General features: G+C 62.7%; 20 protein-coding genes. 10 read left to right on the top strand and 10 right to left on the bottom strand.

From position 1 onward, the window contains the following. Window positions 1-111: 111 nt before the first annotated feature. The 3 genes from AC5Y3Z_RS20875 to AC5Y3Z_RS20865 are packed head-to-tail and all read left to right on the top strand — an operon-like array spanning window position 112 to window position 2,358. Window positions 112-483, top strand: a complete 372-nt coding sequence (locus AC5Y3Z_RS20875; protein WP_473139703.1) for a hypothetical protein — start codon at window positions 112-114, stop codon at window positions 481-483. 24 nt (window positions 484-507) lie between these two features. Continuing rightward, window positions 508-1,524 carry a CobW family GTP-binding protein gene (locus tag AC5Y3Z_RS20870; protein ID WP_463824323.1) on the top strand — a complete coding sequence of 339 codons (1,017 nt, stop codon included), beginning with the start codon at window positions 508-510 and terminating at the stop codon, window positions 1,522-1,524. 12 nt (window positions 1,525-1,536) lie between these two features. Next, window positions 1,537-2,358 (top strand): acyl-CoA thioesterase, encoded by an 822-nt coding sequence (locus AC5Y3Z_RS20865; RefSeq protein ID WP_463824322.1) that lies wholly within the window; start codon window positions 1,537-1,539, stop codon window positions 2,356-2,358. A gap of 61 nt (window positions 2,359-2,419) precedes the next feature. Here the strand turns inward: AC5Y3Z_RS20865 and AC5Y3Z_RS20860 are convergent, their stop codons facing one another. Further along, window positions 2,420-3,199 carry a hypothetical protein gene (locus AC5Y3Z_RS20860; protein ID WP_463824321.1) on the bottom strand — a complete coding sequence of 260 codons (780 nt, stop codon included), beginning with the start codon at window positions 3,197-3,199 and terminating at the stop codon, window positions 2,420-2,422. 979 nt (window positions 3,200-4,178) lie between these two features. Here AC5Y3Z_RS20860 and AC5Y3Z_RS20855 point away from each other — a divergent pair. Genes AC5Y3Z_RS20855 through AC5Y3Z_RS20845 form a run of 3 tightly spaced genes read left to right on the top strand, consistent with a single transcriptional unit; the run spans window position 4,179 to window position 7,816 of the window. Further along, entirely contained in the window at window positions 4,179-4,508 is a 330-nt protein-coding gene (locus AC5Y3Z_RS20855) for an AAA family ATPase (protein WP_463824320.1), read from the top strand. Then, window positions 4,450-6,045: an ATP-dependent nuclease gene (locus AC5Y3Z_RS20850; RefSeq protein WP_463824319.1), complete on the top strand. Its 1,596-nt coding sequence runs from the start codon at window positions 4,450-4,452 to the stop codon at window positions 6,043-6,045. Before AC5Y3Z_RS20855 ends, AC5Y3Z_RS20850 begins: the two co-directional genes overlap by 59 nt. Then, window positions 6,029-7,816: a UvrD-helicase domain-containing protein gene (locus AC5Y3Z_RS20845; protein ID WP_463824318.1), complete on the top strand. Its 1,788-nt coding sequence runs from the start codon at window positions 6,029-6,031 to the stop codon at window positions 7,814-7,816. Before AC5Y3Z_RS20850 ends, AC5Y3Z_RS20845 begins: the two co-directional genes overlap by 17 nt. A 358-nt stretch (window positions 7,817-8,174) precedes the next feature. On the opposite strand, the gene AC5Y3Z_RS20840 is transcribed toward AC5Y3Z_RS20845, so the two are convergent. Both AC5Y3Z_RS20840 and AC5Y3Z_RS20835 read right to left on the bottom strand, forming a co-directional pair. Then, entirely contained in the window at window positions 8,175-8,585 is a 411-nt protein-coding gene (locus AC5Y3Z_RS20840; RefSeq protein WP_463824317.1) for a PIN domain-containing protein, read from the bottom strand. After that, window positions 8,582-8,809, bottom strand: a complete 228-nt coding sequence (locus tag AC5Y3Z_RS20835; RefSeq protein ID WP_463824316.1) for a FitA-like ribbon-helix-helix domain-containing protein — start codon at window positions 8,807-8,809, stop codon at window positions 8,582-8,584. Before AC5Y3Z_RS20835 ends, AC5Y3Z_RS20840 begins: the two co-directional genes overlap by 4 nt. Before the next feature lie 346 nt (window positions 8,810-9,155). Here AC5Y3Z_RS20835 and AC5Y3Z_RS20830 point away from each other — a divergent pair, with 346 nt between their 5' ends. Then, a complete protein-coding gene (locus AC5Y3Z_RS20830) occupies window positions 9,156-9,395 on the top strand; it encodes a hypothetical protein (RefSeq protein ID WP_463824315.1) in 240 nt (79 codons plus the stop codon). A gap of 870 nt (window positions 9,396-10,265) precedes the next feature. Here AC5Y3Z_RS20830 and AC5Y3Z_RS20825 read toward each other — a convergent pair. The 6 genes from AC5Y3Z_RS20825 to AC5Y3Z_RS20800 form a co-directional block, all read right to left on the bottom strand. Further along, entirely contained in the window at window positions 10,266-10,691 is a 426-nt protein-coding gene (locus tag AC5Y3Z_RS20825; protein ID WP_463824314.1) for a PIN domain-containing protein, read from the bottom strand. Between the two features lie 310 nt (window positions 10,692-11,001). Continuing rightward, a complete protein-coding gene (locus AC5Y3Z_RS20820) occupies window positions 11,002-11,202 on the bottom strand; it encodes a GntR family transcriptional regulator (protein ID WP_463824313.1) in 201 nt (66 codons plus the stop codon). 259 nt (window positions 11,203-11,461) lie between these two features. Further along, entirely contained in the window at window positions 11,462-11,773 is a 312-nt protein-coding gene (locus tag AC5Y3Z_RS20815) for a type II toxin-antitoxin system PemK/MazF family toxin (protein ID WP_463824312.1), read from the bottom strand. Next, the gene (locus tag AC5Y3Z_RS20810; protein ID WP_463824311.1) at window positions 11,763-11,996 is read right to left on the bottom strand and encodes a hypothetical protein; all 234 of its coding nucleotides are present in this window, start codon (window positions 11,994-11,996) and stop codon (window positions 11,763-11,765) included. The genes AC5Y3Z_RS20815 and AC5Y3Z_RS20810 overlap by 11 nt, the downstream gene beginning before the upstream one ends. A gap of 352 nt (window positions 11,997-12,348) precedes the next feature. Next, window positions 12,349-12,813, bottom strand: coding sequence for an SRPBCC family protein (locus AC5Y3Z_RS20805; RefSeq protein WP_463824310.1), 465 nt, complete (start codon window positions 12,811-12,813; stop codon window positions 12,349-12,351). Window positions 12,814-12,894: 81 nt separating this feature from the next. Further along, on the bottom strand, window positions 12,895-13,719 hold the full coding sequence (locus tag AC5Y3Z_RS20800) for an alpha/beta fold hydrolase (RefSeq protein WP_463824309.1): 825 nt from the start codon (window positions 13,717-13,719) through the stop codon (window positions 12,895-12,897). Window positions 13,720-13,795: 76 nt separating this feature from the next. Between AC5Y3Z_RS20800 and AC5Y3Z_RS20795 the strand changes: the two genes are divergently transcribed. Next, on the top strand, window positions 13,796-14,383 hold the full coding sequence (locus tag AC5Y3Z_RS20795; RefSeq protein ID WP_463824308.1) for a TetR/AcrR family transcriptional regulator: 588 nt from the start codon (window positions 13,796-13,798) through the stop codon (window positions 14,381-14,383). A gap of 1 nt (window position 14,384) precedes the next feature. On the opposite strand, the gene AC5Y3Z_RS20790 is transcribed toward AC5Y3Z_RS20795, so the two are convergent. Beyond that, window positions 14,385-14,678, bottom strand: coding sequence for a hypothetical protein (locus AC5Y3Z_RS20790; RefSeq protein WP_463824307.1), 294 nt, complete (start codon window positions 14,676-14,678; stop codon window positions 14,385-14,387). 159 nt (window positions 14,679-14,837) lie between these two features. Here AC5Y3Z_RS20790 and AC5Y3Z_RS20785 point away from each other — a divergent pair, with 159 nt between their 5' ends. Continuing rightward, window positions 14,838-16,301 (top strand): biotin carboxylase, encoded by a 1,464-nt coding sequence (locus AC5Y3Z_RS20785; RefSeq protein ID WP_463824306.1) that lies wholly within the window; start codon window positions 14,838-14,840, stop codon window positions 16,299-16,301. 11 nt (window positions 16,302-16,312) lie between these two features. Beyond that, a complete protein-coding gene (locus AC5Y3Z_RS20780; RefSeq protein ID WP_463824305.1) occupies window positions 16,313-17,479 on the top strand; it encodes a serine hydrolase domain-containing protein in 1,167 nt (388 codons plus the stop codon). Window positions 17,480-17,506 lie beyond the last annotated feature (27 nt).

Raw genomic sequence — 17,506 nt, 5'->3', positions numbered from 1 at the left:
GACGCGCCTCGAAGCGGGTGCGCGTGGGCCGCCCGCGCGGCACTGTCTCGGCAACCACAGTTGAGCTAACGTCTAGTGCGGCAGGCATGCCGCTGTCGTCGGAGAAAGAGGGTGAGCGCGTTGGCCATCCGCATGATCGCCGCCTCGACCATGGTGATGGCGTCCTGTGCATTGCCCCTCGCGCCGACGGCGAGCGGGGACATCGGTCGCCTTCCCATCCCGCAGCTTCCCTGCAACCTGCCTTCGGCGCGAAGCTTCATCATCTGGCATCACGCGCCGAGAGCCGAGGACACCGCCGAATTCGCCCCGGAGTCCGACATGTACAGCTGCAAAATCACGCTCGAAACGTGGCGTGCGGGCCAGCCGGCAGGACCTGGTTACTGTTCCAAGATCGCGTGGGCGATCGACAATCCCAATTACACCCCCAATGTCTACCCCGCCCCGCCGTTGAAGAAGGTCATCGACCAGGTAGGCGACTGCTGACTTGGCACATCCGGAGCCACCGCGTTGACCGCGATACCGGTCATCGCGCTCACCGGCCACCTGGGTGCGGGCAAGACGACACTACTCAACCATCTGCTCCGTAGTCCCGATACACGAATCGGCGTGGTGGTCAACGACTTTGGCGACCTGAACGTCGACGCCGCGCTGGTGGCCGGCCAGGTCGACGAGCCGGCGTCAATCGCTGGAGGCTGCATCTGCTGCCTGCCCGACGACGGCGGTCTCGACGAGGCGCTGGTCAAACTCGCCGACCCGGCGCGCCGCCTGGATGCCATCGTCGTCGAGGCCAGTGGCCTGGCGGATCCGGTGGCGATCGCCCGGATTATCGGCTTTTCCAAGTTGTCGCGAGTGCGCCCCGGTGGTCTTGTCGACGTCGTCGACGCGGTGAACCATTTCGACACCGTCGACTGCAGCGTGTTGCCGCCGGTGCGTTACGGCGTCGCTTCACTGATCGTGGTCAACAAGCTCGACCAGATTCGGGACAGCGAGCGCCCGGTGCTGCTGCGGCGCATCGAAGAGCGGGTGGCACAACGTAATCCCAGAGTCCAGGTGGTGGGCACCACGGGCGGACGGATCGATCCCGCATTGCTGTTCGACCCCGCCGAAGGACCCGGCGAGCAGTCGGGGCAGCTGTCGTTTCGGGAGTTGTGGGCCGACTCCGCGCATGCGCACGACCATGTTCATGCCGACGCTGTCACTGTCCGCAGCACCGGTTGTGTCAATCCCGACGCACTCTTCGATCTGCTCGAACTGCCGCCCTCCGGGGTCTTCCGGCTCAAAGGAATTGTCGCCGTGCGGCATTCCGCCGCTGTCAGAACCTACGTCGTCAACGTCGTGGGTAGCGCAGTTCACGTGAGAAAGGCACCGCCGCGGGCCGTCGGGAATTGTCTGGTCGCCATCGGGATGGATTTCGACGTCGGCACTGTCCGCGCCCGACTCGACGAGGCGGTGCAACCCGTTGCCGGGACGGCGTCGGCGACGGGGCGGCGGCGGCTGCAACGCTATCTGCGACTCAGTGTGTGAAGATACGTCCCGATGTCATCCTCGCTCACCGACGTGCTGCTCACCATGGATCTGCGCCGGGTCGGCGAATGGTCTTTCGTCGGACAGCAGTTGCCCGCGCCGGCCCATCACATTCTCGGTGGGCACATCTCGGCCCAAGCTCTGTTGGCGGCGAGTCACACGGCGCCGGGACGGGCGCCGCACAGTGTGCACACCTATTTTCTGCGCCCGGGTGATTCCCGGCGGCCGGTGGACTTCGAGGTCGTCAACCTGCAAGAGGGACGGACCTTTTCAGCACGCCGGGTCACCGCCCGTCAGGACGACAGAATCCTGATGGAAGCGATGTCGTCGTTCAAAATCACCGGCCGCACAGCCGCGCGGTTCGAGTACCAGCCGCCGATTCCCCAGGTGCCCGCACCCGAGACGCTGCCGTGGGTGCCACCGCACCTGGCCGAGGCCGAGTCGGGCACCGGGCGGTATGCAAGCCTGTGCTGGTTCGAGCGCCGCATCGTCGACGTATCCACCGAGCCCCCGGCTCGGTCGGCGATGTGGTGGCGACCGGACGGGGAGGTCCCTGACGATCCGGTACTCACCGCCGGTCTGGTGGCCTATCTGTCGGCGGTGACGTTGACCGAGCCGGCGTTCGCCGCGCGCGGGGGAGTAGGTGAATCGGCGCAGCGTGACCATTCGGTGTGGTTCCACGCTCCTGCGGTGTTGTCGGAATGGCTTCTTTACCGACGGTCTTCGCCGAGCAGCGCGGATTCACTGGCGCTGGCCAGTGGGACGATGTTCAACCGCAACGGCGATCTGGTGTGCAGCGTGCGTCAAGAGATGTATTTCCCGCCCGCCCGCTGAATGCGCCCAACCAGTGGGATCCGAACAGCGTCAACCGGTTACGCCTCCGGCGCGGATCGCTTCAGTAGGCGAGACCAGCGAGCAGCGGCACCAGCGTCAACGCGAGCGAGCGGGGCGAATCGTCACCAAATACCGCGCTGTATTGGGTGACCCGTCGAATACCGAGATGCAACCCCCGGTTGTAGGTGGCTTCAGACATCGCCCACTGCGGATCCACCCAGGTGTACCAGCGGGGCGACAGGGATGGCCCGGGCGCGCCAGCGAGCAGTTCTCCGACGGCTTCGCCGGCTTTGTTTCGGAGCTGCCAGGGGCTGTCGGCCTCGCAGTCGATCTCGGCGCACACGCGATCATCGGCATCATGGACGGTGAGTTTGTCCGGATGCTTGACCCTCAGCAGAGCCGTCTTGGGACGTGCGCTTCGCGCGAGCTGACCGCCGGTGACACCGGTGACCGTGACTTCCGCGGGCGCGTCGTTGCTCGAACTGATCTTCGCGAGCAGCCGGCCGTCGGCGCCGAGTAGTTCGACGTGGATGTCGTTGCCCGCGTCCATTCCGGTGGCAGACACCAACTTCCACATCCGTTGTGCCATTCGACCGCCGCTGTGCACACGCCTGGTGACGGCAAGCACGTCACCGCCGGACGTTCGCAGCTCCCATCGATGATCATTGGTGGTGAGTCCGGCGACGAACGCCGCCGAGATCTCGCCGCAGCGGCTGATGTCATCCAATGACTGGGCGATGGGATGCTTGGGCACTACGTCCATCGCCGAATTGTCGCGTGCGTTGTTCTGGCCGTGGCGGCCGGTACCTCCGACTCGTTGCGGCGACTCGGAAATTGACACCGGACCTGTGCCGATGGACGGGCACCGGATGTGCTGCGCGAAGGTTCGCCGCACTGACGCGGACAGCCATCTGCTTGCTCCTACGAAATGCCGTGCACAGCAACATAATTCGTCACCGTGACGAATCGTGCTGGGTTAAGCCACCCCAGGCGCCCAGCTCATCGGGCAGTCGCTGACCAGTGGTGATCAGCCACGCTGAACTTCCCGGGCTGAACTCTCCGGCACGGGAAAGTCGGGTATCGGGGACAACAGGCGGACCCTAGGTCTGTACTGAGGGTCACGCGCGGTTAGCCGAGAATTTGCGGAGGCGAGCATGACGACGTCGGGCGGTCCGGCGGGTCAACTTATGACGCTCGAAGAGCGAGCGCAGGCCGGACCGGGCGCTGACCTTGTTTCGAGGGCGGGGGAGTCAAGGGGATCGGCCTCGTCGGAGCCGCAGCTAGCTCCTGCCCCGACGCCAACAGCTTGTTGCCCTCGGCCAGCTTGCGGATGATCTGATCCGGCGTATGCCGCCGGCGCTTGTTCGATGCCAGGTCGTTGGTAATTCTTCCTAGCCCACAAGCCGGGCCACAGAGTCCCACAACGACTGGACCACTACGACGGGCTCACCTCACCCCAGCTTCCTACTCGGCGACGGAGCTGGCGGTGACATGCACAATGCCGAAGCCGGTGCCTTCGCTCGACCGATGAGCCCATAGCTAGTAGCGCCCCGCGGCGAGAAGACGGGCGGGCGGTAGGGTGTCGGTCCCAATCAATAACCTGTTTCCGGTGTGAGATACCGAGAGCTCGAAAGGTGCGGGTTTATGTCCTATAGCGATTCCCGAGACAGGTATGCGAGGCCGAGTGCGGCTAGGTATGTCAGCAGCGTAGGAAGCATCCACGATCGCGAGGGGGTGGCCGTCGCGGCCCATCGGCGAACGCGCACGCTGCGGAGAACTCCCTTTCGGCGTGCAGTCCCTGCGGAGCCCGTGGACGGATTATGAGACTGGAGCACATGTCGTTAGCAAATTTCCGCAGTTGCGAGGATGTCGAAGTGGAATTTGCCGATGACCTCACCGTGTTTGCCGGAGAAAATGCAGCGGGCAAGAGCGCCGTGATCGACGCACTCAGGTTGGCGACCACTCCGGCAATCGAGGGAAGTGGGCTAAGTTTCATCGCCGAGTCAGACCCGACTCGCGGCACTGACGAGACCACTGAGGTCAGGATTGCGGCTTCTTACAGTGGACTCACCAGCAGCGAAAAAGCGATCTTTGGCCGAACTGGTCGATGGCGACGATACGTTGACTTACGGCACCTCATATTCGCGTGACCCCGATCTCCCCTACTGGCGATCTGCCCGGCACTCGGTGGGGCGACTTGGCGTCGATGATCCGGAGCCCATCAATCGAAAACGGATCGCCCACGTCTATCTGCCACCGCTACGTGACGCGATCCGCGAATTGGACTCCCGAGGGGAACGCATAGCCGAGGTCTTGAAGGTTTTGACGTCAAGCACAGAAGAAAAGCCAAAGCGCGAGAGATTTACGGCCGATGCCAACGCAGCGCTGAGTTCAATCGCGTCGATGGATCTACCGAAGGCAGCGCGTGACCGGATCGCCGACCATATGGACCGGATCACCCCGCCGTCGCGACACCACGATGTGCAGCTTGTAGGCAAAGACCAGGACCTCCGCCGGCTTGCTGGGCTGCTCCGTGTACAGCTCGCCGACGAGCACATTGATCCGATCCGGTTGGCTTCGTCCGGCCTTGGTTACGCGAACCTGGCTTATATCGCCACCATCATCGTGCAATTGGTCAACGCCAAGGATTACGACTTGACCTTACTTCTGGTGGAAGAGCCTGAGGCGCATCTGCATCCACAGCTGCAGGCCGTATTGCTGAAGTACCTTGAGGATCAAGCCGCACAGTCGCGGCGCAGGGCTGAAGCTGACCACACGCTTGAACCCGCTGGACGTGTGCAGGTGGTGGTGTCTACGCACTCACCCAACATAGCCAGCGCGGTGTCGGTGGCCAAACTCGTTGTCACCTCACGCGCCAGAGCCGTCGAAGCGACGCCTAGCGGCGGGTGGCGAACGGAGGCCACGGCGTTGAAGAAGCTCGGCTTGTCACCTCCAGAGGTACGCAAGCTCGATCGCTATCTGTCGGTGACTCGGTCAGCACTGTTGTTTGCCCGACACGCTGTGCTGGTCGAGGGCATCGCCGAAGCGATTATCATTCCCGAACTCGCCCGTCTCGCGTGCGCCGGCGATGAGGTGAAGCTGCGCCACCTAGCAGCCACGTCGTTCATCGCCATAGACGGGGTGGACTTCGAGCCGTACCTGAACCTTCTGCTCAAGGGTTCAGCACACCGCGTCGACCAGGTCATCGTTGTCACCGACGGTGACCCGGTTGACAAGCCGGCGCCGTGCAAGCTTGGAGAACAGCGCCGGCAACGGTACCTGACAGCGTTCCCCGACGAGCCCCGCCTCGAAATATTCGTTGGCGGAACAACTCTGGAGGCCGAACTGTTCTCGATGGTCGCTAATGAGGCCCTGCTCAAACAGGCCTACCTCGCGATGCACCCGCGATCGGAGGACAAGTGGGAGCAGTTGTTCAGTAAGCTCGGCGAAGATCCCGCAATCCGGGCGAAGGCCTTCGCCGACGCGATCAAGACCAAAACCGGTGAGATCGACTTAGGCAAAGGCGATTTCGCCCAGCTAGTATGCGAGGCCATCGCACAAAGCCGCGGGGAGGACGCTGAGGCAACCTTCACCCCGCCTTCCTACCTCGCGAGCGTCATCAGCGCATTAATGAATGGCGTCGCCGACACGCCCGGTCCCGGAGACTCGGATGCCGACGGAACTTAGCGGTGCGCAACAAGCCGTGCTAAACCCCGAGATTCATCTCGTGGAAGCATGCCCCGGCGCGGGCAAAACACGAGCGATCGTGGCGCGGTACATCGCGAGAGCAACGTCGAAAGGCACAGCTGCCGCACTGCTTTCGTTCACCAACGCCGCAGTCGATGAAGCAGCGCGCCGTTGCGCAAACGTTCCCCAAGCGACTCAAGCACCAAACTTCATGGGCACTTTCGACAGTTTTCTTCGCCGATACCTCGTCACACCGGTTTTCACCCGCCAAAATGAGAAGCCGCCCCGTTACGTCGACACATGGAATGACCTGCCTGCCAACGTGTTTGGCACCCGCCTGCGATTCGCAGGCGTGAACGGAACAGGACTTGCTCTGGCACACTTCCACACCGACATTAGCGGCAGCTTGCACTATCCATCCGGGGACGCCGCCGCGGCACCCGCGGACGATCGCCCATACGCGATCGAGCTTGCCAAGGCCGGCTACAAACCCTCGGATCTGCGCAAACTTGCTGAAGCCAAAGTCAGACAGCTCACCTCATCAGGTATCTACGACTGCGAGCAGACACGCCTCAAGGCTCTTAGCGTGCTGCGCGAACCAGGCATGGCATGGCTACATGACCGGCTGGCTTCCCGGTTCAGCGAAATAATCGTTGACGAATTTCAAGACTGCTCGGTGATCGAACACGAGATCTTGCGATCACTGCGCTCGTTAGGCATCGGTGTCGTCACTGTCGCGGACCCCGACCAGGCCATTTATGAGTTCCGCCAAGCCGAGCCAAGCAGCTACGTCGACTATAGGAGCGCTCTCGACGTCGATCAGGTGGTCTACTTGGACGAAAATTGGCGATCATCGCCCGCGATCTGCGCTCTAGCCTCAAGCCTGCGGTCCATCAGTAATCGACCGATTGTCTCGCGCCGCGACGCATCCCAATCACCGCACGCCGACATGATCTACGTGACGGTAGGAAGGCCGAAGTTTGCTCGCGCTGAATTCAACAGGCTCGCTGATGAATTGGACGTCGAGGCCGGGCAGAGGCTCATCCTGGCGGCTACCCGCAGAGCAGCCGCCACCTTGTCGGGACGGATCGATAACGTTGGCACCGCGACTACCAAGACCGGCCGAGTCATCAGAAGTGTAGCCACTTTACGGTATTCACGGAGCGCCCGCGAGCGCCTCAGCGCTATGTCCACGATCGAAGACGAGCTCCTGAAACTCATCAAACTGCCGGACAACCTGCAGGGGTCCGTCCGCCAAGAGCAACTCGACGCCGCAGCACTGAGCCAGTCGCAGTTACGGGTCATGGTCTCGCGACTCGTCGACGCTTCCGCACAGTGGACCGACGCCGACGCCGCAACAGAATCGATCCGTGCGACAATCACCGTGCTACTTGCCAACATCGCCCTCGGCCATAAGCCGGTCAAGCAACAGTTCAAATCGGCGAAGTCCGCGGACTTCAAGGCTTACACGAAGGCAGCATCGACTACCGGACCGCAGACCGAAGTGGCTGGTGCACATATCCATTCGGTCAAGGGCGGTGAACGGGATGCCATCCTGCTGCACATCGAGGACGAGCCGGTCGGCACCCGTCCGCATATCCTAGATTTGTGGGCGTCGGACAATACTCACGAGGCGCGACGTGTACTTTATGTCGGAGCGAGCCGGGCGCGCAGGCTCCTTGTCCTGGCGGTTAGCCCGCAACACTTGGATGCTCTTCGAGCCGTACTAAGAAGCACCGGAGTCGCCACGGTATATCTTGAGGAGGTTTAACGCCGCCCCCGTCGCACGCCGCCAGCCGTATCCGAGGTGCTATCTGCGATGTGCGCGAAATCCTCGATAGATGCCGCATACGAGGCCCGTCGGGTGAATACCTACGGCCTGTTGGCCCAAAAGGCACAAGACCACTGCGCCCGCACGAGATTCCGTTTGCCGCGGCGACCCGGCCGAGGCAGCAGGCGGATTGTTCATGCATAACATCAGTTATGCATGAACGGTATGCATCTGGATTGCGTCGGGATGCTTTGACGTTGATTTGCCACCGTGGGGCGGCCCCTATCTGCCATTCGGGGCGTAAATAGATTGCGAGGCAACATGTCTCGCAGTCACCGGCCCCCCGCCGTGCTTGGCGTTACTCCCACGGGTCCAGACATCGCACTCCGAGTGGTTCGAAGTGTCGGGTGTTGCGGGTGATGACAATCTTGTTGGTGGCCGCAGCGACGGCCGCGATCAACGCATCGTCGTAGGGTGCGTGCTCTGGCACACGGTAGGTGGCCAGGATGCGGGCCGCGGCGAAGTCGAAAGCCAGTGTCCGGGAGGCAAATACGGGCAGCACCTTGCCGTCGAACCAGCGCCGCAGGTGTTGTGCCTGGATCGGGTCGGTGCGTTCCTTGACGATTACGCCGCGTTCAATCTCGGCCAGTGTCGTAGCCGCGATGAACTGTTCGGAGACTTCTACCGAGTCTGCCCATGCTGCCACGGCCGGGTTGCGTCCCGGCACGCGCAACGCCGACACCACGTTGGTGTCGAGCAGGTAGGTCACAGTTCTGGGGTGCGGGCGCGCAGTCCCAGACGTTCGGGTTCGAACTCGATCTCAGCGCCGGAATCGGCGGCCAGCAGCACTGACATGGGGACCTCTTCACCCGACAGTCCCGCGGCGAGGATCGCGCGGGCTTCTGCCTCGACGGAGTGGTGATGACGAGCAGCGCGGACTCGCAGCGCCGCCTTGGTCCCCTCGGGAAGGTTGCGAATAACTATCTGCTCCATAGCTCGATGATATCAGCTATTTGATATCATCACGGTTACTTCTCATTGGCTGCGCGACTGCAGGAACGGGTCAAATTCCCGCGGCGGAAGCCGCGGTTGATGAACGCGGCGTCACGGCCGGAGCCGGAGGAAGTGCTCGTGATCAAATCACCCGATCTTGTCGGGGGCAGGAGACGCGGCCTTTATGAAGGTTGCGTGTGGCGCTCGATCGCAGCGCCGAGCGACACCGTCGACATCGTCGATGAGTGCAGCTGGACTGAGGCGGACCGGCTCACCACCGGTCAGCAGATTGGCAATGGCGGCGATAGGCCTTCATCGTGTGCGCCGAAGGTTTACTCGCCTGCCGATGATCCAAGAACTGCTGGAACTACTCGGGGATCTCACCGACGGCCGGCACGACGGCAGCAGCTTCAACAACGCCTTCGGCGACGGAGTAGCCAAGATCGGTCTCGTTCGGCGCAGCAGCAGCCCGACAGACAAACGATGGATAATCAACGTTACCCATATTATTGGGCTCTGCGCAGCTCAGGACCTGTGCGAACAGGAGACGCGGCATCACCTACATAACGTCACAGTGACGAATTAAGCAGTCACGCCGGACTTCGAAGGCGCGGAGCGTCCGCCGCTGTTAAGTATTTCTGGACTGTCGATGGCCATGTCCGGCGCTGTCAGATAGTCCTGGATTCAGACTCAGCGCCGCCGGCCGAAGATCCGCAGGCATGGGCAGGGACCTGGGCGGGTGTCACTGCCAGACATTTCTGGAACGGAGGGAGAGAAATCGGACAGCTACCAGGAATGCCCGGATTACTCCCAGGTAGTTCCGGATGGGACAGTTAGACCGAAAGAACCGCCCTCTTCCCAAAAGCGGTCCCACGGTATTGCCGATAAGCGACATTATGTCAAGTAAACCACTGCATTTTCATCGGATGAATCATGCAACGTTTGTGTGATCCTCACCCGTCGAGGCGGTGCCGATCGTCGTAACTCCTGGACGCCAGGGGTTTTCGGTTGATTGCACTGAAGGGGCGCACTGATCAGATCAACTGTAAGCGTGCGCATCTACGAACTGTTCACACTCCACGACACAATTCGACCAGACTTGATACCGCAGGTATCCAGTAAACCAGTGCATATTGCATCAGATGAATCATCGCGCTCCTCCCATCGTCTTCGGCTGCGGTGCAGGACTTTCCGCCCGTCATGCCTACGGTGCAGACTCGCGCGCTCGTAGAGACGAATGCATCCGCGCGCCCTTCCCCGCGTGGATCGCCGAGAAATCGGCTGCCGTGCGGCAAGGCTCCGTAACACCCGTGAAGGTGCGCGTAGATGGCGGCACCAAGCCCACGCAGAAGCCGACCTTGCCCTCGGCGGCGACGCGGCGCCTGAGTAATGCTGCATATTGCGATATCCCGCTTCGGGACAACGGTTTCAATCGCCCTCCACGCCCTGCCCGGGCCTAACTGATGGCGCCCCGTTCCAACGCCCACCGATGCTGGAAGGTCAATACTTCGGCAGCGATCTCGAAATCGGCGTCGTAGTGGAGCAGTGTCACATCATGGGCATTGGCAAGGGTGGCGACCAGGAGGTCGGCCATGCCGACGGCGCGATGGCGACCCTTGCTGGCCAGCGACCGCTGCGCATCCAGCGCCACCTGCCAGTGCTCATCGTTTGTCGGCAGGTACTCGTATGCGAGGCGGCGATCTGACCACAGCTGTGTGTACTCCGCGGCGGTCCGGGCGCTGTAAAGCGCTTCGGCATCGAGCTGGGCGGTGGTTGCGACCAATCCTGCCTCGATGAGCGGGGCAAGTCGGTCGGCGACGGTGGGGTGTGTCATGCGCGCCGCAGCACTGGTGTCGATGAGATACCGAGCTACTACCGCCACACATCACCTCGTTGACCAGGGTCAGCCATCTCCCTCATACCGCCAGCCTTCAGCCATGCGACTTGGCGTGCGCGAGCAGACGCCGCCGCAGCCTGCTGCAAGGCGATCCGGACCGTATCTGATACGCCGGACGTCTTTAGTTCCTTCTGCGCGGCCGCCAACAGGTCATCATCGAGGTCAATCAAGCGCTTTGTCATCTGGCTGCCCCACCTGGATATATACGAAACCTTGATCAAGTATATACACCTGCGGCGTCGGGCGGCTACACCATGCCGCGGACGGAGAATATGCAGCAATCGAATACGCAGGGTTACCAGTAAATGTCGCTGTGTTCATCCTGCGCGAGCGGGCGCGGCACCTCAACAGCAGCGGCCTGTTCTCCCTCACACGCCTTCGCCACTTCAGCCATCACAGGGGGTTCGATAAGCAGCCGCAACTCCACCAATTCGTCGAGTTCGGTACCAGACAGCTGCGTCACCCGGAAGCCGGTGTTGGGAACCACTTCCACCATGCCCTTGCACCAGATCCAGCATCGCCTCACGCACGAGAGTGGCCGAAACTCCAAGCAAGTCGGCGAGATACGGTGCCGGATAGACGTGTCCGGGCTGCATCTGACCGGTGATCAGGGCCGACCGTAGCACCTCGGTGACCGGACCGCGAAGGGTAGTCGGAGGTGGAGACGGCGGGGGTGTTCATGTGAAATGTCCTCTGCTCGGTGGTGTCTTAGAACCGGACGGCGTCGACGAAGTTGGTCCGAGGCTGTCCGACGCTCATAGATCGAGGACGATGCGTAGTGCCGCATCAACACGGCGCATCTCATCGAAGGTTAGGAACCCGACGCTCTTGCCGAGTCGGCCCGGGTCGACTGCGGCCGCCTGTTCGGCAAGCACGCGGGTGTTCCCGCCGCCGATTTCAACTTCGGGACGAAAGCTGGCGGCACGAGCCGACGTGGATGTTGGTGCAACCAGCCACGTCGACAGGGGCAGTTGATCTGACTGGACTACTACGGCGTAGCGGGAACCGGACTGCTCGTGACCGCGACTCCCCCGCGGGGCACGCAGCTGAAAGACCTCACCACGCACGCAACGTCTCCATGTCGCGCAGCACCTGGATGGCCTCAGCGCGGTCGGACTCGTCTTCGGCAAGCCTTTCCGCCTCGGCACGAATCGCCGCGCCGGCCTTCCGTCGTGCGGCATCGATAAGAGCAGATCGAACGGCTACGGACACGGCGGTTCCGTCTTTGGTCAAGACCTCCAGCGCCATCAATGTGTCTTCGTCGGGCCTGAAGGTGATTGTGTCAGCCATTACAACAGTGTACGACGTTTTGTAAGACGACCGCTGGATCCAAATGAGCGCTTTTTCACCCAGCAGCGGCAACTCCAGCAGCGCTTATTCGCCGACAACCGGTGTGGCCGGTAGCAGACAGAACATGCACGTCTAGATCGTCTCGGCCATTGCTATCCAGCAGCCCCCGCCCCGGGGCTTCCGTCACAGCGACGGGTCGATCAGGTTGTCGAGGTTGCGCCGGGTTTACCTGCGAGAGATTCTTACGGCGACGAATCAGCTCCGCTGGGCCGATGCCGGAACGAGGCAGCGGTCGAAGCTCTGCCACCGGCGTGCCGTCCCGGTTCTCACTCGTTCGTTCGGTGCCTGCGTTTCAGGTGGAAGCTTCGGCATCCAAGCGAGCGAGGGTGTCGCTCAGCTGATCTTTCGTCACCAGCGGGAACTTCACTTTTTCCAGCAATTTCTTGTCAGTGACCTTCGACCAGTCATAGGTGTGCCGGACCAGGGTCTCGTTGGGCCCCTGCGCCTCCAACTCCCACAGCCACTCCCAGCCGGGCGGCTCAGTGCCCGCCGGCGCGGTCTTCCACGCCACCAATTTGTCCTTCACATAACCGGATACGTGGTTGTCCGTTTTGTATTCGCCGCCCATGTGGTCGCCCTGCATGTTCATGGTGAACACGTCGCCGACGCGCTGGATCCGGTCGGCCTGGTCCACGCTGCGGACGAACCCAGACCCATCGAGAGCCGGGTGTCGATTGGGGTTGGTGAGGACGTCGAAGACCGCATCGACGGGCGCGGCGATTGTTCTTTCGACGGTGACCATCTCGTTATTGCTCATACCCTGACACTGCCCAAACTTTCTCGGGGTGAAACGTTGCCGCGTCCGTGTCACACCGTGGCCCGCTCCCCAGTCTCTCGATCATTTGGCGAAATCGCGCAGCACCTCTGCCATCGCCTGCGGCTGATCCTCGGGGATCAGCGTCCAGGAGTCGTCGATAATCACCTTCCTCGCGTCGGGATAGAGCTCGACGAGGCGGTCGGCATGTGACAGCGGCATCATCCTGTCTTCCCTGGCCCAAACCACCAGCACCGGCCGGTGGAAACTGTTCATTCGGTCGGACAGTTCGATCAGCCGCCGGCGCGACGGCGCCCCGGTGGCGAACTTCACCAGATCCCTTCGCACAGCCCGGTTTTCGACGGCGGGGCGAAACCACTCGTCGAACAGCGCGTCGGGTATCGGTGATTTGCTCAGAGCGCCGTAGGCCCGAGTGCTGTGGCGGAAGAACTGGGTTCCCAGCATCTTGCTGAGGATCCAGCCACCGCCCGGCAATCGGCACAACATCGCTGCGGGCCTGGCGGGTTTGGGCGGGTAGTTGTCGAACGCGGTGCACGATGCCAGCACCATCCGTCCGATGCGTGTGTCCCGACCTTCGGTAATGACGAATTGTCCACCGCCCCAGTCGTTGAGGACGAGAGTCACGTCATCGAGTGCGAGAGCGTCGAGGAAATCGGCAAGGATTGCGGCCACACCCATTTCGGAGAGATCCGCGTCGTGGTTCATCGGTGTGGTGTGGGCGCCCAGCGGAAGTGTCGGCGTGATACAGCGGTACTCCGGCAGCAGTGGCAGGACTTTGCGCCACTGCCGGCCGTCCATCAGCAGACCGTGGCCGAATACCAGGATCGGGCCGTCGCCGCCGGTGTCGTCGTAGTAGATCCGGCCGGACGGCAGCTCGACAGACGGCACATCTGCTCCTAGATAGATCGTTCTAATCAGACTCAGGATATGATGCCGACGAGCAGCGCGCAAGAAGGGAAGCGTCATGGCGGATGCCAACACTCGCAGCCGGATTCTGGCCGCGACGGCCGAGCTCTACCGACGCCAGGGCATGCCCGCCACCGGCCTCAAACAGATTTCGGCAGCCGCGGGCGCTCCCTTCGGCTCGATCTACCACCACTTCCCAGGCGGCAAAGAGGAGATCAGCGTCGAAGTCATACGGCTCGAAGGGATCCGCTACGGCGAGTTCGTCGGCGCGCAGTTGGCGGAGACCGACCCACTAGACGGCATCCCGACGTTGTTCGAACACGCCGGCAAACTGCTGGAGTCCCAGGACTACAGCGAAGCGTGCTCCATCGAAACCATCGCCCTGGAAGTCGCCAGCACCAACGAGCGGTTACGACTCGAGGCCGCTGAAGTCTTCGATAATTGGCTGACCCGCCTTGCCGAGTGGTTCAACCAGCTCGACATCACCGACGAGGACAGCCGGCGCTTGGCGACGATCACCCTGACTGCCCTCGAAGGCGCCTTCGTCCTCTGCCGTACCATGCGCTCGATCGAACCAATCATGTTCGCAGGGTACGGAGTTCAAGCGGCAGTGCGAGCGGCTGTCCACTCCGGCCCGGCCACCTGAGCTAGGTTGGTTCTGACACCTCAGCCTGCCACCGACCGCGCCGTTGCTCGTCGGTCTGCTCCCACCACGGCGGCGAACCACGTTCACCCAGAGCGACTTTCGCGGCCTGCACACCCGCCCGGGAAGCCGATTCCTGCGGTGTTCCCTTGGTGCGGCGCACTTCTCGACGCCAAGCCATCAATATCCGGACCAGCTCGACCCGGCGCTCCTCGGGAATTGACGGATCGGTGGCCCGCCAGCGCCGACCGTCGACCATGATGTAGCGTCCGTCGTCGGTCGTCTCCGGTCCGTCCACCAAACGATGATATTCGCGCCACATGTCGATCCGATACGAATGGCCCGGCGCCATGCCGCACACTGAGGAGATGAACGTGAGTCTCCCGAGCCCGGCTGCGCCGAGCGCAGCGCCCTCGCCCGCACCGCGAATCCAGGTGCCGACGTCACTGCGGCCGGCATGAGCGGGCCCGCACCGCGCCGATTGGATGGCCTGTCCGACGTACGCGCGTTTTTCCACAACAATGTCGTGCCGCTGTACTTCATCTCGCCGACCCCATTCAATCTGCTGGGGATCGACCGCTGGATCCGAAATTTCTTCTACCTGACCTACTTTGATTCGTTCGAAGGCACGCATTCGCGCGTGTTCGTCCCCCGCCGCCGCGACCGCCGCGACTTCGATTCCATGGGCGACGTCTGCAACCATCTGCTGTCCGATCCCGAGACGCTGGAGTTCATCGCCGGCCGCGGCCCCGGCGGCAAGTCCTGCTTCGTGATGATGGACAGCGAAACCCAGTCCCTGGCACGCCAAGCGGGCCTGGAGATCATGCATCCGCCGGTGGAGCTGCGCGAGCGCCTGGGATCGAAGATCGTCATGACGCGTCTGGCGAACGAGGCTGGCGTGCCGAGTGTGCCGCACGCCATCGGGCGGGTTGGCTCCTTCGACGAACTGCAGGCGCTCGCCCAGAACGCTGGCCTGGGAGATGACCTGGTCATCTCCATCGCGTACGGCGCCGCCGGCAGCGGGACATTTTTCGTGCACGGTCAGCGTGACTGGGATCAGCACGCGGCCAACCTGATCGGTCAACAAGAAGTCAAGGTCATGAAGCGCATCCGCAACGTGGAGGTGTGCATCGAAGGAGCCGTGACCCGTCACGGCACGGTGATCGGTCCCGCGATGACGAGTCTCGTCGGTTATTCGGAGCTGACTCCCACCCGCGGCAGCTGGTGCGGCAACGACATCTGGCGCGAAGTGCTGCCGCCCGACCAGACCCACGCCGCCCGCGAGATGGTGCGAAAGCTGGGTGACGTCCTGAGCCACGAAGGCTACCGCGGCTACTTCGAGGTGGACCTCCTGCATGACCTGGACTCCGGCGAGCTCTACCTCGGCGAGGTGAACCCGCGGCTCAGTGGCGCAAGCCCGATGACGAACCTGACGACAGAGGCCTACGCCGACATGCCCCTGTTCCTGTTCCACTTGCTCGAATACATGGACGTGGAGTATGACCTCGACATCGAGGAGATCAACACGCGCTGGGAGCGGGGCTACGGCGAGAACGAGGTCTGGGGTCAGGTGATCCTCACCGAGACCTCACCGGACGTCGAGATTTTCACCGCGACGCCGCGCACCGGCGTGTGGCGGATCGACGACGACGGTCGCGTCTCGTTTGCGCGGTCGGCCAACGACTGGGCCACGCTGCTCGACGGGTCCGAGGCCTTCTACATGCGGGTCGCGTCGCCGGGCGACTTGCGTTCGGAGGGTGCACAACTCGGCGTGCTGGTCACCCGCGGGCATCTGCAGACCGACGATTATCAGCTCACCGAACGCTGCAAGCGCTGGGTCAAGGGCATGAAGGCCAAGTTCGTCTCCACTCCCCTGGCCCCGGCCTCGCCCATCGTCTCGCGCCTGGTCGCGCGGGCCTGAGCAACGCCTCCATGAGTCGCGTCCCGGCCGGGGTGTCGTTGGCAAACTGGCTGTCAGCGCCCTACGCGCAGTGGTCTTTTCAGCACGTCGAGGACATGGTGCCGACCGTGGCGATATCGCGCGGCAACGGGCCGGTCGCGTCGTTGCCGGTATCCCGCACAGCGGTGGCGGACATTGAGGTGACCAGAACCGGTGGGACCGCAACAACTGTCGGCGCGGTGATGGCAGCCACCGCTACCGACGGATGGGCTGTGTGCCACCGCGGGATGATGCTGGCCGAGGAATATTGCACCGACCTGAAACCCGAGACCAGACACCTGTTGTTCTCGGTGAGCAAGTCTCTGGTGGCAACCGTCGTCGGGGTGCTGCAGGAATCGGGCGCCATCGAAATCGACGCGCCAGTGACGACATATGTTCCCGCCCTGTCGAATTGCGGTTACCAGGGTGCGACGGTGCGCAATCTGCTGGACATGAGATCAGGTATCGCGTTTTCCGAGAACTACGACGACCCGGACGCCGAGATACACCTGCTCGACCAGGCGATCGGGTGGGCGCCCAGAAGCAGTCCGGCCGCCGTCCCCACACTCAAAGAATTCCTGCTGACCCTGCGGCGGAAAACCGTGCACGGCGGCGCCTTTCAATATCGCTCGTGTGAAACCGACGTACTCGGCTGGATCTGCGAAGTGGCCGGGACCCAACGCATGCCCGAACTCATGTCAGAGTTGTTATGGAGCCGTATCGGTGCGCAGAGTGATGCCACCATCGGCGTAGACAGTTCAGGCACCGGCTTTTTCGACGGTGGCATCAACGCCACTCTCACTGACATGATCCGGTTCGGCTCGCTGTTCCTGCGCGACGGTGTCTCGTTGACGGGGCAACAGGTGGTGCCTTCAGCCTGGATCGCCGACACCCTCAACGGCGGACCCGACTCCCGCCATGCGTTCGCCACCAGCCCCGACGACAACGAAATGCCCGGCGGGATGTATCGCAACCAGATGTGGTTTCCCTACCCGGGCAACAACGTCGTGTTGTGTCAGGGCATGTGCGGCCAGATGATCTACATCAACCGCAGCGCAGAAGTGGTCGCGGCCAAGCTGTCCGCGCAGTCGAACTCCCACGAGCCGCACATGGTGGATACGCTGCGCGCGTTCGACGCGGTCGCCCGCGAATTGGTCTGAACGCCTGAGCCGTTGGCGTCGGCCCGG

The organism is Mycobacterium sp. NGS61, from assembly GCF_059812325.1.
The sequence above is the reverse complement of the archived record's forward strand: the minus strand, read 5'-3'. Positions and strand labels throughout refer to the sequence as shown.

Coding starts and splice junctions, on each gene's coding strand:
- AC5Y3Z_RS20865 (WP_463824322.1), top strand. CDS start 1,537: ATGTCATCCTCGCTCACCGACGTGCTGCTCACCATGGATCTGCGCCGG.
- AC5Y3Z_RS20855 (WP_463824320.1), top strand. CDS start 4,179: ATGAGACTGGAGCACATGTCGTTAGCAAATTTCCGCAGTTGCGAGGAT.
- AC5Y3Z_RS20845 (WP_463824318.1), top strand. CDS start 6,029: ATGCCGACGGAACTTAGCGGTGCGCAACAAGCCGTGCTAAACCCCGAG.
- AC5Y3Z_RS20835 (WP_463824316.1), bottom strand. CDS start 8,809: ATGGAGCAGATAGTTATTCGCAACCTTCCCGAGGGGACCAAGGCGGCG.
- AC5Y3Z_RS20830 (WP_463824315.1), top strand. CDS start 9,156: ATGATCCAAGAACTGCTGGAACTACTCGGGGATCTCACCGACGGCCGG.
- AC5Y3Z_RS20820 (WP_463824313.1), bottom strand. CDS start 11,202: ATGGTGGAAGTGGTTCCCAACACCGGCTTCCGGGTGACGCAGCTGTCT.
- AC5Y3Z_RS20810 (WP_463824311.1), bottom strand. CDS start 11,996: ATGGCTGACACAATCACCTTCAGGCCCGACGAAGACACATTGATGGCG.
- AC5Y3Z_RS20805 (WP_463824310.1), bottom strand. CDS start 12,813: ATGAGCAATAACGAGATGGTCACCGTCGAAAGAACAATCGCCGCGCCC.
- AC5Y3Z_RS20795 (WP_463824308.1), top strand. CDS start 13,796: ATGGCGGATGCCAACACTCGCAGCCGGATTCTGGCCGCGACGGCCGAG.
- AC5Y3Z_RS20785 (WP_463824306.1), top strand. CDS start 14,838: ATGAGCGGGCCCGCACCGCGCCGATTGGATGGCCTGTCCGACGTACGC.
- AC5Y3Z_RS20780 (WP_463824305.1), top strand. CDS start 16,313: ATGAGTCGCGTCCCGGCCGGGGTGTCGTTGGCAAACTGGCTGTCAGCG.